Here is a 14,497-nt window from a genome sequence, read left to right on the forward strand (position 1 = left end):
CTGAGCACGCCAACCGGTCAACAACCTCCGACCCGCGACACTAGACCTGCTCGCGCGAGGCCACCGCGTCGACGACCCGCTGGATCGCCTCGGCGAGGGGTACGCCGTTGTCCTGGCGTCCGTCGCGGTAGCGGAACGACACCGCGCCCGCCTCCACGTCGTCCGCGCCGGCGATCATCATGAACGGCACCTTCTGCAGCTGCGCGTTGCGGATCTTCTTCTGCATCCGGTCGTCGGAGTCGTCGACCTCGACCCGCAGCCCGGCCGCGCGCATCTGCTTCGCGACGTCGTGCAGGTAGTCGCTGAACGTGTCGGCGACCGGGATCGCCTGCACCTGGACCGGGGCGAGCCACGGAGGGAACGCGCCGGCGTAGTGCTCGACGAGGACACCGAAGAACCGCTCCAGCGAGCCGAACTTCGCCGAGTGGATCATCACCGGCTGGTGCTTCGCGCCGTCGGCGCCGTTGTACTCGAGCTCGAAGCCCTTGGGCTGGTTGAAGTCGTACTGGATCGTCGACATCTGCCAGGTGCGGCCGATCGCGTCCTTGGCCTGGACCGAGATCTTGGGTCCGTAGAACGCCGCGCCACCCGGGTCGGCCACCAGCTCCAGGCCGGACGCGACCGCGACGTCCTCGAGCACCTTGGTCGCGACCGCCCACTCCTCCTCGGAGCCGACGAACTTGTCGGGCTTCGAGTCGTCGCGGGTGGACAGCTCCAGGTAGAAGTCGTCGATGCCGAAGTCGCGCAGCAGCCCGAGCACGAACTCGAGTAGATGCTTGATCTCGCCGGGTGCCTGCTCCGCGGTGACGTAGGAGTGCGAGTCGTCCTGGGTCAGGCCGCGCACCCGGGTGAGGCCGTGGATGACGCCCGACTTCTCGTAGCGGTAGACCGAGCCGAACTCGAAGAGTCGCAGCGGCAGCTCACGGTAGGAGCGCCCGCGCGAGCGGTAGATCAGGTTGTGCATCGGGCAGTTCATCGGCTTGATCATGTAGTTCGAGCCCTCGAACTCCATGGGCGGGAACATGGTGTCCGCGTAGTACGGCAGGTGCCCCGAGGTGTAGAAGAGCTGGTCCTTGGTGATGTGGGGTGTGCCGACGTACGAGAAGCCCTCCTCGATGTGGCGCTGGCGGACGTAGTCCTCCATGACCCGCTTGATCACGCCGCCCTTGGGGTGGAAGACCACCAGGCCGGAGCCGATCTCGTCGGGGAAGCTGAACAGGTCCAGCTCGCGGCCGAGCTTGCGGTGGTCGCGGCGCTCGGCCTCCTCGATGCGGTGCAGGTGCTCCTCGAGCGCCTCCTTGGACTCCCACGCGGTGCCGTAGATGCGCTGCAGCATCTTGTTCTTCTCGTCGCCGCGCCAGTACGCCGCGGCGCTGCGCATCAGCTTGAAGGCCGGGATCCGCTTGGTGGTGGGCAGGTGCGGGCCGCGGCACAGGTCGCTCCACGCGACGTCGCCGTTGCGTCGGACGTTGTCGTAGATGGTGAGCTCGCCGGCGCCGACCTCGACGCTCGCGCCCTCGGTGCTGTCGGCGCCCGCGCCCCCCTTGAGGCCGATCAGCTCGATCTTGTACGGCTCGTCCTGCAGCTCGGTGAGGGCGTCACCGTCGCTGGTGACCCGGCGCTCGAAGCGCTGGCCCTCCTTGACGATCTTGCGCATCGCGGTCTCGATCTTCGCGAGGTCCTCGGGCACGAACGGGGTCTCGACGTCGAAGTCGTAGTAGAAGCCGTCCTGGACCGGCGGACCGATGCCGAGCTTGGCCTCCGGGAACAGCTGCTGGACCGCCTGCGCCATCACGTGCGCGGTGGAGTGCCGCAGGATGTCGTGGCCGTCCTTGGAGTCGATCAGCACGCCCTCGACCACGTCGCCGTCGGCCAGGACGTACGACAGGTCCTTGAGCTCCCCGTTCACGCGGGCGGCGATGACGTTCGGCTCGTCGGCGAACAGCTCCCAGGCCTTGGTGCCCGTCGTGGTCGCCTTGTCCTCACGCGCGTCGGCGGTGACGAGGACGACCTTGATGTCGGACACGGGAGCTCCTGGGGTAAGGCGGCGAAACGGACCCGCCGATCGTATCGGTGGGTCCGCCGCGTGATCGCATGGGTTTCCGCTGCTGATCACATGTCGCGGTAGCGCTTGGCCTTCCCGAGCTGCTCGACCAGGAACGCCTCGTCGACGCGGCGGTGCGTCTGCGGCGGCCAGGTGCCGGGCGGGTCGGCGCTGTAGAGCTGGGCGTACGCCGGCAGGTCGCGCTGGAAGCGCCAGCCCTCGCTGAGCGGGCCGGCGTCGTACGTGTCGTAGCCGAGGCTGTCGAGGAGCTCTCGCACGCGGGCCTTGGCGCCGGCGTCGTCGCCGGCGATCGCGAGCACACTCCGCTCGGGGTCGCCCGAGGGACGGGCCAGCTCGGCGAGCGCGCCGTAGTTGATGTTGTTGAACGCCTTGACGACGAAGGACTCCGGCAGGTACGCCTGGACGAGCTCGGCGGTGGTGGTCGACTCGTCGTCGAGCTCGGCGATCTGCCCGTCGCGCTGTGGGTAGTAGTTGCCGGTGTCGATGACGATCTTCCCGCGCAGCGGCTCGACCGGGACGGTCAGGTAGGCCTTCAGCGGGATCGTCACCACGACGATCTCCCCCGCCTCGGCGGCTTCCTCCGTGGTCGCCGCCCGGGCGCGCGGGCCGAGCTCGTCGACGAGGTCCTGCAGGGTCTCGGGGCCACGACTGTTGCTCAGTACGACGTCGTGTCCGGCGGCTACGGCCAGCCTGGCCACGGCGCTGCCGATGTTGCCGCTTCCGATCAGTCCGATGGTGGTCATGCTCGGCTCAACCGAGAGGCCGGCCCGGGTGTTCCCAGGCCGGCCTCTCGGATCAGGGGGTGTCGAGGCTCAGGACTTCGTCCTTCGCACCTCAACCAGCGTCGGGTCGGGACTTCGTCCTTCGCACCTCAACCAGCGTCAGGCAGGTCAGAGGATGTACAGCATCTCCTGGTACGTCGGCAGCGGCCACAGGTCGTCGGCGACCAGAGCCTCCAGCGCGTCGGCGGCCTCGCGGACCTTCGCCATCGCCGGCAGCACCGCGTCGCGGGCGAACGTCGCCTCGGCGATGCCCTCGTGGTCGTGCAGGTCGCTCAGCGCGGTGGCGAGCTGGGCGAGCCCGGCGCGGAGCTCGGCGATCGGGGCGCTGACCGTCTGCAGCAGGGACAGGTCGGCCTCGACGCCGGCGGCCTTCAGCGCCGCGACGTTGTTGGCCAGCTCGGTCTGGTAGCGCACCGCGGCCGGCAGGATCGTCGTCGTACCGATCTCGGCGGTCAGGTTGGCCTCGACCTTGAGCGTGAGGAGGTACTGCTCGAGACCGATCTCGTAACGGCTGTGCATCTCCCGGTCGCTGAAGACCTCGTACTTGGAGAACAGCTCGATCGCCTCGGGCGAGATCAGCTCGGGCAGCGCGTCGACCGTGGTGCGGAGGTTCTTCAGGCCACGCTGCTCGGCCTCGACCTGCCACTCGTCGGCGTAGCCGTTGCCGTTGAAGATGACCGCGCCGTGATTGGCGACGATCTCGGCGAGCAGGGTCTGCACGGCCTCGTCGAAGTCGGTGCCGGCGGCGACCGCGGTCTCGAGCTCGGTCGCGCAGTAGTCGAGCGCCTCGGCCATGATCGTGTTGAGCATGACCATCGGTACGGCGACGGTCTGCTGCGAGCCGGGCGCGCGGAACTCGAAGCGGTTGCCGGTGAAGGCGAACGGGCTGGTGCGGTTGCGGTCGCCCGGGTCCTTGCTCAGGTCGGGCAGGGTGTCGACGCCGATGGTCAGCGTGCCCTTCTCCCGCGAGCGGGTGGCGCCACCCTTCGCGACCTGCTCGAAGACGTCGGCCAGCTGGTCGCCGAGGAAGATCGAGATGATCGCCGGCGGGGCCTCGTTGGCGCCGAGGCGGTGGTCGTTGGACGCCGAGGCGACCGAGACCCGCAGCAGGCCGCCGTACTTGTGCACCGCGCGGATGACCGCGGCGCAGAAGACGAGGAACTGGGCGTTGTCGTGCGGGGTGTCACCGGGCAGCAGCAGGTTGCCCTGGGTGGTGTTGCCGATGGAGAAGTTCACGTGCTTGCCGGACCCGTTGACCCCGGCGAAGGGCTTCTCGTGGAAGAGGCACTCCATGCCGTGCTTCTTGGCGATCGCCTTGAAGGTCGTCATCAGCAGCTGCTGGTGGTCGGAGGCCTCGTTGGCGCGCTCGAACATCGGGGCGACCTCGAACTGGCCGGGGGCCACCTCGTTGTGCCGGGTCTTGGCCGGGATGCCGAGCTTGAAGAGCTCCCGCTCGGTGTCCATCATGAAGCCGAGCACGCGCTCGGGGATGGCGCCGAAGTAGTGGTCGTCGAACTCCTGGCCCTTCGGCGGCTTCGCGCCGAAGAGGGTGCGACCGGCGTTCAGCAGGTCGGGACGGGCCAGGAAGAAGTGGCTGTCGACCAGGAAGTACTCCTGCTCGGGACCGCAGTAGGCCACGACGTTCTCGGGCTCGTCGTGGCCGAACAGGGCCAGCACCCGCTTGGCCTGTGCCGACATCGCCTGCTGCGAGCGGAGCACCGGCGTCTTGTGGTCGAGCGCCTCACCGGTCATCGAGATGAAGATGGTGGGGATGCACAGGGTGTTGCCGTTGGGGTTCTCCAGCACGTACGCCGGGCTCATGACGTCCCAGCCCGTGTAGCCGCGCGCCTCGAAGGTGTTGCGCAGGCCGCCGTTCGGGAACGACGACGCGTCCGGCTCGCCCTGGGTCAGGGTCTTGCCGGAGAACGACGCCAGCGCGGTGCCGTCACCGACCGGGTCGAGGAAGCTGTCGTGCTTCTCGGCGGTCAGGCCGGTCAGCGGGTAGAAGACGTGCGCGTAGTGGGTCGCACCCTTCTCCATCGCCCAGTCCTTCATCGCCGAGGCGACGGCGTCGGCGACCAGCGGGTCCAGCGGCGCGGACTTCTCGATGGTCGCGACGACCGACTTGTAGACCGACTTCGGCAGACGCTTCTGCATCGCGTTGAGGCTGAAGACGTTCTCTCCGAAGATCTGACCCGGCTCCTCGCCGGGGTCGAAGCTGACCGCGGGAGGCACGTAGGCCTCGACGTCCTTGATGGCCTGCAGGCGTACGGCGTTTCCACTCATGGGCACTCATCCCTCGTTGCGCGAGCCACTTTTTCTCCGCGGCTGGTAGAGCCGAGACCTGCCGCAACCTAGCCAGGGAAACGCACTCAATGAATCCAACATGTTTCGGGGAGGTGAAATGCGGCTGTGACGACTCTCTCGGACGCGCAGTTCCCTTGCGGAGGGTTGCGGGCATTGCGTCAACGCAGCTGTCGGGCCCGGTTCATCGGCTATGGCGACCTCTGACCCCCACTCTCGTCACCGGCCTCCTCCCTTTGGGGCATGTACGCCGGGGCCGAGGTGGGCGACGATGGGGGATCAGTGGCCGGGTCCCCGCCATCTTGCGCGTTCGAAAGCAGCGAGGGTCCGTCATGACGAGTCAGCGAACCACCCCCCGGGGTCCGCCCGTGCCCGACCGCATCGGACGACGCAGGCTCAGCGCGGCGCCGCCCCTGGCCGGCGAGCCGTCCGTGTCCGTGCGTGCACACCGGTCCGGCGCGTGGACGATCGTCCAGGTCGAGGGCGAGATGGACGTCCAAGCGGGTCCGCTCGTCGGTGACCTGCTCGGCAGGGAGACCGGCCGCGTGGCGTTCGACCTGCACGGGGTGACGTTCCTGGATGCATACGGGCTCGGCATCATGGTCGACCGGCAGCGCAGGGCGGGCGAGACGGACAGGCGCGTGCGACTGGTCGCTCCGTCGGTCGCGGTCCGCAGGATCCTGGACCTCACCCGCACCCACCACCTGTTCCTCACTGCCGACACGGTGGACCTGGCGATCTCCCAGCCGCTCGGCGCGGACCCCGAGCAGGGCCTATGACCCGCTGCTGCCGCCGGTGAGCAGATCCATGTTCGCGCACGTGCAGGGACTGGTCGCGGAAGAGCCGCCACTGGCCGACGACAGTCCGGCCTCGGTCGGTCAGCTTCAGCGGTTGTGTCGCGCGGCCGCTCGTACCCTGCCGGCAACCGGCGTCGGCATCAGCGTGATCGTGGATGCCGAGACCCCGGTGACGGTCGCCGTGTCCGGTCCGAGGACCCTGGGGATCGAGGCGCTGCAGTTCGCCCTGGGCGAGGGGCCGTGCCTCGACGCGCACGCGACCCAGCGCCCGGTCATCATGGCCGACCTGCTGGCCTCGGGTCGTGCTCGGTGGCCGGGCTACGCGGTTGCGGCCCACGAGTACGGCATCCGGGCCCTGTTCGCCTTCCCCCTGCAGGTCGGCGCCGCCCGGCTCGGTGCGATGGACGTCTACCGGGAGGAGGTGGGTGACCTGTCGGGACCGGTGCTCGCCCAGGCCCTCACCTTCGCCGAGGTGGCGACCATGAGCCTGCTCGACTCCCAGCGAGGTTCGCGGGAGCCGAGCGTGGTCGTGCGCGACGCCCTCGACGACCGCTACGAGGTGTTCCAGGCGCAGGGCATGGTGATGGTCCAGCTCGGGATCCCCCTGGCCGAGGCGATGGCCCGGATGAGGGGCCGAGCTTTTGCCCAGAATCAACGGCTGAGCGACCTCGCGAACGACGTCGTGGCCGGTAGGCTGGTCTTCGAGCCAGACGAATGAGGTTGCGAGCACGAGAAGCCGAGCCCGACCGAGTTCGTGAAGGAAGTCCCGCCATGACGATGGTTCCAGCCGAGAGGCTCGCCGAGGTGTTGGTCGAGGTCGCCGACACCCTCGTCGACGAGTTCGACCTGATCGAGTTCCTCAAGAAGGTCGCCGAGCACACGACCGAGATCGCGCAGGCCCAGGGCGCCGGCATCCTGCTCGCCGACCATCACGGCCGGCTCCAGCTGATGGCCGCCTCCGACGAGCGCGCCAGGACCCTGGAGCTGTTCCAGCTCCAGGCCGACGAGGGCCCGTGCCAGGATTGCTTCCGCCTGGGGAAGCCGGTGATCGACGCCGACCTCGCCGCAGCTCGACATCTGTGGCCACACTTCGCCCCCCGCGCCGTGGCCGCCGGGTTCCGCTCGGTCCATGCCTTTCCGCTGAGGCTGCGGCAGACGGTGATCGGCGCCCTGAACCTCTTCGGGACCGAGATCGGGCACATGACGCCGGCCGACGTGCGGGTCGTCCAGGCCCTCGCCGACATCGCCACCATCGGGATCCTCCAAGAACGGGCCATCCACCGCGGCGAGGTGCTCACCGAACAGCTGCAGGTCGCCCTGAACAGCCGCATCGTCGTCGAGCAGGCGAAGGGGGTGCTCGCACAGCTCCACGGCATCAGCGTCGACGATGCGTTCGACATGCTGCGCGGGTACGCCCGCACTCACCAGCAGCTGTTGGGCAAGGTCGCGCGGGCGATCACCGAGGACCCGACCAGCCTGCCGGACCTCACCACCCCCCGCCCTGCCTGACCGGCCGGCGGGTGCGCACGGGCCTCAGACCTGCAGGGCGGGCGGGACGACCGGCACCGCGTCGAACGCGGCCCACACGGACTTCCCGTCCGACCCGCGCTCGATGACGCCCCAGTCCCGGCTGACGGCCTGGACGACCGTGATCCCCCGCCCACTCGTGTCCGACGCGAGCGAGACGCCCGGGTTCGGGCCGTGTTGTGACCCGTCCAGGACCTCCAGGAAGACCGTGTCCTCGAAGGCGCTCACAATCACCGTGAAGCGCGTCCCTGCGTGCACCAGGGCGTTCGTGGCGAGCTCGCTCACCGCCAGCTCGACGTCGTCGACGACGTGGCCCAGCTCGTGGTTGCGCAGGACGTCCGTGACGAACGCGCGGGCGCGAGCGGCACTGCTCGCCTCAGCGGGGAGCTCAGTCTCGTGGGACCAGGGTCCGAGCACGCTCATCCGTTCGCCGTCGTCAGGCGCTGGCGCTACGGCCAACGTCAGTGCGGGGTCTAGGCATGACCGGCCGTATCCGCACACACTAACTCCGCGCCACTCAGATCACACGGCCTGGCTGGGAGGAACCTGGCCCGCCAGGAAGCGGTACGTGCGCCAGCTGTTCGGAAGGTGCCCGGCGGCCAGCACCACGGTCGCGACCGCCAGCCAGGGCGAGCCGGACCAGAGCGCTCCGCAGGCGAAGGCAGCCACCGGCAGCACCGCCATCGGCACGGGCAGGCCCCAGACGGGCTCGAAGAGGCTCAGCACGTGTCGACCTGTGACCAGGTAGCGCAGCCACAGGGCGACGTACGCCACCACCAGCAGCAACGCCGCCCCACCCCAGACCGCGGCACCCCGGTCCTCGCCCCACAGCACCGACGCCCCCAGGCAGCCGACCTGACCGAGCCTCTCGAGCACGACCGACGGGCCCGCGGAGGTCAGCGCCGTCAGCCCTTCGCGGGGCGGGAAGAGCACGAGGAGGGCGTTCGGGACCAGGATGGCCGCCGCGAGGGCCAGGCCGGTCCAGGAGAAGGTCATGCGACGATCCAACCGGGACCGCGGCCCGGCCGCAGTTTGATCGCCGACCGACCCCCTCGTCTCGAACGCGCTGCGTGAGTCGCGCCCTTGCTCGTCGGGGGCCGTCGGCACCACTAAGTGACCTCTTTAGGAGGACCGCAAACCTTCGGAGGAAGAGGTCGTCAGTCGAGGCGGAGCAGCGCGCCGAGGAAGGTGATCACCGGGATGGACCAGATGAGGACCACAGCGAAGAGGTCGGAGTCGCACGAGACTCCGCGCTGGCGGGGGTCGGCGCGGTGCTCGGGCGTGGAGGTTCTCATGGCGGTTGCCGCTCTGGAGTGGTCCTTCGGACGGTTTGTCGATTCATCGGCCCTCGGCGCGACGCGCCCGGTCACCGATGTGTCGGAGTGCGGCTCCGACCGCGGAACTGGCTCGTGAGCGCCCAGATGAGCAGCAGGTTGAACGCGAGCAGGGTCAGCGCCCACCCCGGGTAGTAGGGCACGAACAGGAAGTTGGCCAGGGCGGCGAGGACGGCGATGACGATCCCGCCGAGCTGCGCCCAGCCCTGCTGCGCGAGGATGCCCATCCCCACGACCACCCCGACAGCGCCGAGGACGAGGTGGATCCATCCCCAGGTCGTGAGGTCTGCGGCGAACATGTAGTCGGCCGGCTCGAAGTACACGTCGTCCTTCGCAAGCGCGGCAATCCCTTGGAGCACCTGCATGCTCGCGAGTGTGGCGAGCATGATGCCCGCAAAGGCGCTGAGCCCCCAGGCGAACCCGGTGTCCTCCGCGCCGACGTACATGGGGTCTCCCCCACTGGGACCTGTCGTGCTCAAGGGTCGACCTCTCCGGGTACGGCCAGCGCCGTCCCTGCAGCTGGGGCGCGGGTCATTCCGCGCCGAACGTCGCGCGCAGCGCGGTCTCCTGCTCGTCGGTGAGATTGGTGAAGACCAGCTCGTCCGGCTCGTGACCGGCGAACGCGTCCCGCACCTTGTCGAGGACCGCGTCCGAGGTCATCGCGAACAGTGCCGAGGTGCCGGGGGTGATCTGGTCGCGGATCTTGTTGATGAATCCGTCGTCGATGCCCACGTCGACCAGGGAACCCGTCAGGGCACCCGTGGCGGCGCCGAGGGCGGCACCGAGGAGCGGGACGAAGAAGATCAGGCCGAAGAGCAGCCCCCAGAACGATCCGCCCAGGGCGCCGGCGCCGGTCGTGGAGGCCAGCTGCTGGGTCTTCGGCTTCTTCTTCCCCGCCTCCCACGAGACCGTGGCCGCGTCCACCAGGGTGACGAGGTTCTGCTCGCTGAGCCTCTGCAGGGTCTGGGACGCCTGCGCCGCGCCATCCGCTGTCTTGAACTTCCAGACCGTGAGCGTCGCCTGTGCCATGGCCAGTCTCCTCGCTGGTCTCGTCGCGTCGACGCACCTCGCACGTCCGCGCCGAACTTGCCGTGCCCACGACCGTGCCACTCGGCCGGGACCACGGCACCACCCTGTGCGGGTGGGAACGGCCAGCCGACGCAGCGGCGAGGGGTCGGTACGCCGCGTGGACCCGGTGACCCGCCGACCACCCGGCCCGGGGTGGGGTGTCCCCCTGTTCCTCACCACACCATGGAGGTCTCGCGCCCCTCGTAGTCCGGCACGCCGGGAAGGAGTCGTCATGGCACCCAGCTCAGGCGATACCGGGAGGACCACCGCATCTCGGGCGGTCCGCATGCCCACGGATCGGCGTACGTCGCGGGCGAGGGTGCTCGATTCGGGACGCAGGCTCGCCGTCCTCGGCCTGCTTGCCGGACTGGTCGCCACCGGGGCCGGTTGCCAGGACTCCGACGACAGCTCAGCCGAGGCAACCGCCACCGAGTCCTGGGCGGCCGAGTTGTGCTCCAACGTGGGCGAGTGGACGACCACCATGGACGACGCTCGTACGGTCCTCTCCAACCCGAGCGACCTCAGCCTCGACGACCTCGAGAGCACGATCGATCAGGTCGCGGGCGCGACCGATGAGCTCGCCGCGGACCTGCGCGAGCTCGACGCGCCGGACACCGAGGCGGGCGATGAGGCTGCAGCGCGGTTGACGTCCTTGGCGCAGGAGCTCGAGAGCCAGGGCGAGACCGTCCAGGAGGCGACCAGCGACGAGCCCGAGACGGCAGAGGAGCGACTCACCTCGGTGTCCAGCGTCAGCGGGGCCGCGGCCGCGATGGCCGCAGAGGCCAAGTCGGCCGTTGCCGACCTCCGCGAGCTGGACGGGGCCCAGGAGCTCCAAGATGCCTTCGCGGACGCCGCGTCGTGCCAGGAGCTGGGCTCGTGACGCTCGGCACCTCGATGACGCACCTGCCGCGGTCACCCGTCACGGGTGGCGCACCGGGAGGCTCCGTTCCAGACGCGCTCATCGGTGCCGTCTCGACGCTCGCCGACGGGTTGAGGGACGCGGGACGCCTCGGAGTCCGCGTCGGCCGACCCGGTGCCCGGCTCCTCCTCGATCCACCCTTCCTGCCGGCGAGCAGGCGGCCGGTCCGGTTGGTCGAGGCGCTGGCCCGACGGGGACGGGTCGAGCGGGCCGCCGCCCGTCGGAGCCGAGACCGTCTGCTGGCTGCGGCGCTGCCGGGATTGGTCGAGTACCTCGCGGACCTCGTGCCGTTCACCGATCTCGTCCGGCGGGCGCTCGACCTGGACGCGCTGGTGGCGGGCGTCGACCTCGACACCGTGGTGGCCAAGGTCGACCTCGACGCCGTGGTGGCCAAGGTCGACCTCGACGCCGTGGTGGCCAAGGTCGACCTCGACGCCGTCGCGGCACGCATCGACATCGACGCGATCCTGCAGCGGATCGACCTCACCCACGTCGTGACCGAGCAGGCCGATCTCGACGCCATCGCACGCACCATCGACCTCGACGCCGTCATCGCGCGAGTCGACCTGGCTGCCCTGGCCAACGAGGTGATCGCCGCCATCGATCTCCCGGAGATCATCCGCGAGTCCAGCGGATCCCTCGCCTCCGAGACGGTTCGGAGCGTACGGATGCAGAGCATCGACGCCGACCGAGCCGTGCAACGGGTGATCGACCGACTCAGACGCCATCGCCATCTGGAGTCCGGTGACGGACTGCCAGGAGGCGCGGCGACGTGAGCGGCGAACGCTCCGAGGAGCACGCCGTGGTGATCCCCGCCGAGGCGCGCACGCACCAGGGCCAGGACGCCGGGATCATCAGTCGCCTGATCGCGGCACTGCTCGACCTCGCCACGGTGATCTGCGGGCTGGTGGCGGCGTACCTCAGCTGGAGCGCGACGCTCTTTCTCCTCGACACGAGGACCTTCAGATTTCCCCAACCGTCCGCGGCACTCCTCTTCGGCGCCTACTTCGTCGTCGCCACGTGCTTCCTGGCCGCCCCGTGGCGGGTCAACGGGCGCTCGTACGGTCAGCACGTCATGGGGCTGCGGGTGACGACGCGGCACGGAGACCTGCTCTCGCTGCCCCGAGCACTCCTGCGCGCCGTGCTCTGCGTCTACTTCCCTATAGGCCTGTTGTGGGTGGTCGTCAGCCGGCGTCACGCGGCAGTCCACGACCTGCTGCTGTCGACGGTCGTCCGCTACGACTGGACGACCTGGAGATGAGCGTGGCCGGCGAGCCGACCCACCCCGTCAGACGTCGCCGACCGCCGCCGGCGAGGCTGCGACAGACTCGCCGCGGATCCTCCGGCCGACCCATCCCGGGTCGGCCGCGATCACCTGACCGACGACGGCGGCCAGCAGAATGCAGAAGGCCACGACGTACAGCCACGCCAGGTAGGTGAAGGCGACCCCGATCGACCCGTATCGATCGGCGCTGCCTTCGAGGGCGCGCGGCAGCCAGGCGGCCGATGCCGGACGCACCGCCAGCATGAGCGTCGCGAACACGAGTGCGGCGGGCATCAGCCGCCGGATCCGAACGGCTCCCGTCAGCAGCAGCCAGGGGACGTAGAGCATCAGCGTCAGGTCGCTGGCGAACCCCACCACCCGTTGCCAGACGTTCCCCGGAGGGAGCGCCGTCGCGGACCCACTCACCGCTCGCACCAGGACGAGAGACAGGGCGAACGACACGACGACCGCCAGCCAGCGCCACGCCGAGCGGAGGCTGCTCCTGGGTCGCGGCAGCTTCCAGACGGCCGCGAACGCCCGGGTCAGGGCCCGCGACAGGCTCGTCGCCGAGGTCAGTACGACGACCGCGCCGACGACGCCGAAGGTGGCTCCTCCGGACGTCTGGAGCGCCTGATCCAGCACCGAGCGGGACTCCTCGGGCAGTCGCACCGCCTCGGCGATCCTGGTCGAGTCGACGCTGCTCGCCCACGTGGCGAACAGGATCAGGATCGGGAAGACGGAGGTGAAGAACTGGGCGGCGATCGTCATGGACCGATCGAAGATCTCGATCTGGACGCAGGAGGCCATGCTCCGAAGCGCGAGACGCCCCGGCCAGCGGCCCCCCCATCCGGATGATCGGACGCCCCAACCGCGGCGGCAGTCGGTCCAGCGCCGCGTAGGCCGCCGCCTCGGCTCTCTCCAGCGCCGGCGACTCCACCTCGGACGGCAGGTCGCCGTACCTGCGGGACGAGCCCATGGGAGGCCTCCTCACGATCGGCCGGCTGCTCCCCCACCCTGGCGCGGATGCCATCGCCCGGCATCGTCCAGGATGGGTGAGAGGCGAGCCGGGCGCCCGCGCGACGGAGCTCCGGCCAGGACCCGGCGGGATCTAACCCGGCTGAGGGTGGAGCGCAACCACCCACCCTCCCCGGTGAATGGGGCAGCACCCCCACCCTTGGAATGGTCGTGACACTCTCCTTAGTACCCGCGCCGACTGACGGCCCCCGCGATGACGAGCACCGCGACTTCGCGGTGGTCGAGATTCGTCGCGACGGCACGCTCGGCAGGCCGCAGCTGGTCACCGCTGCCGGGCCCCTCGAAGCGGTCCGCGTGTCGAGCTCGCCCGGTCGCCGAGGCACCGCGGGCAATCCCGTGCTGACGTCCCAGCTCGGCCTGTTGCTCGCGGCCGAGGGACCTCGCAGTGAGGGGTCGCTTGCGCTCACGATGGCCATGCGGGGCGAGCTGCGAGGAGCGCGGGAGCACGCCGCCCGCACCCTCGGATCCGAAGGAGCCAGGGAGGTCGCCGGCGTACTGCACGCGCACCTGGCGCTGGCGTGGATCCATCTCGAGCGCGGCGAGCTCGACAGGTGTTGGCGCCTGCTCGACCTCATGCGGCCGGATCTCGACGACCGACCCGACCCGTGGCTGGCCACCGTCGGGTGCCTGATCGAGGCCAGGGCTCTCGTCGCCGTACAGCGCCCCGACTCCGCGATCCGGCTGCTCACCGCAGCCACCGCGGAGCTCGCTCGCACGCCCTGGGCCTGCGGCATGATGGCGGTGGCCCGAGCCGACGCGTTGCTGGCGGCCGGTGAGCCGCACCGTGCGCTTGCGGCTGTCACGCCCGCCCCACCGGAGGTGGCCGCCGCGGCCTCGGTGGTGAGTGCCGCGGCGCGACAGGCGGTCGGTGACGTCCGCGGTGCCGTGGCGGTGCTGCGGAGCGTGACCGAGACCCTGGAGAGCGCTCCGCTCGACCTCCAGGTTCGCGCCTGGTTGCTCGAAGCCCGCCTGGCGGACACGCACGACTCGCAGCACCGCAGTACGTCCCTGGCGAATCGGGCGCTCAGCACCGCCGCAGCGGACGAGCTCCGATTGCCGGTCCTGCGGGAGTGGGGCTGGCTGCGGACCCTCGTCGAGCGAGACATGACCCTCCTGCGCACCCACCACGAGTTCCTCGTCGGGGTACGCCGGCTCCACCTCGCCCAGGTCAAGAGCCAGACCGCGATGTACGCCGGCCAGAGCTCGACCGTCGACCTCACCGAGCGTGAGGCGCAGGTCCTCGAGCTGCTCGCTCAGATGCTCACCACCGAGGAGATCGCCGAGCGGCTCTACCTCTCGGTCAACACCGTCAAGTCCCACGTCAAGCGGATCTTCGCCAAGCTCGAGGTCCATCGACGGGCCGACGCCGTACGCCGTGGCCGCCACCTCGGTCTGTGTTGAC

General features: G+C 69.9%; 15 protein-coding genes and 1 pseudogene. 7 read left to right on the forward strand and 9 right to left on the reverse strand.

All coding sequences use genetic code 11. From position 1 onward, the window contains the following. Positions 1-40 precede the first annotated feature (40 nt). From thrS to MUB56_RS18340, 3 genes and pseudogenes are all read right to left on the reverse strand, one after another. On the reverse strand, positions 41-2,026 hold the full coding sequence (gene thrS, locus MUB56_RS18330) for a threonine--tRNA ligase (RefSeq protein ID WP_244928449.1): 1,986 nt from the start codon (positions 2,024-2,026) through the stop codon (positions 41-43). 86 nt (positions 2,027-2,112) lie between these two features. Then, positions 2,113-2,814: pseudogene (locus tag MUB56_RS18335) on the reverse strand (NADPH-dependent F420 reductase); the annotation flags it as partial. Positions 2,815-2,955: 141 nt separating this feature from the next. Then, entirely contained in the window at positions 2,956-5,133 is a 2,178-nt protein-coding gene (locus MUB56_RS18340; protein ID WP_244928451.1) for a glutamine synthetase III, read from the reverse strand. Positions 5,134-5,519: 386 nt separating this feature from the next. On the opposite strand from MUB56_RS18340, the gene MUB56_RS18345 reads away from it, so the two are divergent. Genes MUB56_RS18345 through MUB56_RS18355 form a run of 3 tightly spaced genes read left to right on the forward strand, consistent with a single transcriptional unit; the run spans position 5,520 to position 7,457 of the window. Beyond that, positions 5,520-5,930: an STAS domain-containing protein gene (locus MUB56_RS18345; protein WP_244928452.1), complete on the forward strand. Its 411-nt coding sequence runs from the start codon at positions 5,520-5,522 to the stop codon at positions 5,928-5,930. Between the two features lie 16 nt (positions 5,931-5,946). Next, a complete protein-coding gene (locus MUB56_RS18350) occupies positions 5,947-6,666 on the forward strand; it encodes a GAF and ANTAR domain-containing protein (protein ID WP_244928453.1) in 720 nt (239 codons plus the stop codon). Between the two features lie 53 nt (positions 6,667-6,719). Then, positions 6,720-7,457: a GAF and ANTAR domain-containing protein gene (locus tag MUB56_RS18355; RefSeq protein WP_244928454.1), complete on the forward strand. Its 738-nt coding sequence runs from the start codon at positions 6,720-6,722 to the stop codon at positions 7,455-7,457. A 24-nt stretch (positions 7,458-7,481) separates the two neighbouring features. On the opposite strand, the gene MUB56_RS18360 is transcribed toward MUB56_RS18355, so the two are convergent. The 5 genes from MUB56_RS18360 to MUB56_RS18380 form a co-directional block, all read right to left on the reverse strand. Next, positions 7,482-7,898, reverse strand: coding sequence for an ATP-binding protein (locus MUB56_RS18360; protein ID WP_244928455.1), 417 nt, complete (start codon positions 7,896-7,898; stop codon positions 7,482-7,484). A gap of 99 nt (positions 7,899-7,997) precedes the next feature. Next, positions 7,998-8,471 carry a hypothetical protein gene (locus MUB56_RS18365; protein ID WP_244928456.1) on the reverse strand — a complete coding sequence of 158 codons (474 nt, stop codon included), beginning with the start codon at positions 8,469-8,471 and terminating at the stop codon, positions 7,998-8,000. Between the two features lie 161 nt (positions 8,472-8,632). Beyond that, positions 8,633-8,770, reverse strand: a complete 138-nt coding sequence (locus MUB56_RS18370; RefSeq protein WP_244928457.1) for a hypothetical protein — start codon at positions 8,768-8,770, stop codon at positions 8,633-8,635. 71 nt (positions 8,771-8,841) lie between these two features. Beyond that, positions 8,842-9,255: a hypothetical protein gene (locus MUB56_RS18375; RefSeq protein WP_244928458.1), complete on the reverse strand. Its 414-nt coding sequence runs from the start codon at positions 9,253-9,255 to the stop codon at positions 8,842-8,844. A gap of 85 nt (positions 9,256-9,340) precedes the next feature. Further along, on the reverse strand, positions 9,341-9,838 hold the full coding sequence (locus MUB56_RS18380) for a DUF1269 domain-containing protein (RefSeq protein ID WP_244928459.1): 498 nt from the start codon (positions 9,836-9,838) through the stop codon (positions 9,341-9,343). Positions 9,839-10,163: 325 nt separating this feature from the next. On the opposite strand from MUB56_RS18380, the gene MUB56_RS18385 reads away from it, so the two are divergent. The 3 genes from MUB56_RS18385 to MUB56_RS18395 are packed head-to-tail and all read left to right on the forward strand — an operon-like array spanning position 10,164 to position 12,057. Beyond that, on the forward strand, positions 10,164-10,757 hold the full coding sequence (locus MUB56_RS18385) for a hypothetical protein (protein WP_244928460.1): 594 nt from the start codon (positions 10,164-10,166) through the stop codon (positions 10,755-10,757). Next, positions 10,754-11,572, forward strand: a complete 819-nt coding sequence (locus MUB56_RS18390) for a hypothetical protein (protein ID WP_244928461.1) — start codon at positions 10,754-10,756, stop codon at positions 11,570-11,572. The genes MUB56_RS18385 and MUB56_RS18390 overlap by 4 nt, the downstream gene beginning before the upstream one ends. Then, complete coding sequence (locus tag MUB56_RS18395) at positions 11,569-12,057, forward strand: RDD family protein (RefSeq protein WP_244928462.1); 489 nt, start codon at positions 11,569-11,571, stop codon at positions 12,055-12,057. Before MUB56_RS18390 ends, MUB56_RS18395 begins: the two co-directional genes overlap by 4 nt. A gap of 27 nt (positions 12,058-12,084) precedes the next feature. On the opposite strand, the gene MUB56_RS18400 is transcribed toward MUB56_RS18395, so the two are convergent. Next, a complete protein-coding gene (locus MUB56_RS18400; protein ID WP_280637307.1) occupies positions 12,085-12,867 on the reverse strand; it encodes a YhjD/YihY/BrkB family envelope integrity protein in 783 nt (260 codons plus the stop codon). A 378-nt stretch (positions 12,868-13,245) separates the two neighbouring features. Here MUB56_RS18400 and MUB56_RS18405 point away from each other — a divergent pair, with 378 nt between their 5' ends. After that, the gene (locus MUB56_RS18405) at positions 13,246-14,496 is read left to right on the forward strand and encodes a LuxR family transcriptional regulator (RefSeq protein ID WP_244928464.1); all 1,251 of its coding nucleotides are present in this window, start codon (positions 13,246-13,248) and stop codon (positions 14,494-14,496) included. Position 14,497: the final 1 nt, after the last annotated feature.

The sequence above is a fragment of the Nocardioides sp. W7 genome (assembly GCF_022919075.1).
Lineage (GTDB): Bacteria > Actinomycetota > Actinomycetes > Propionibacteriales > Nocardioidaceae > Nocardioides.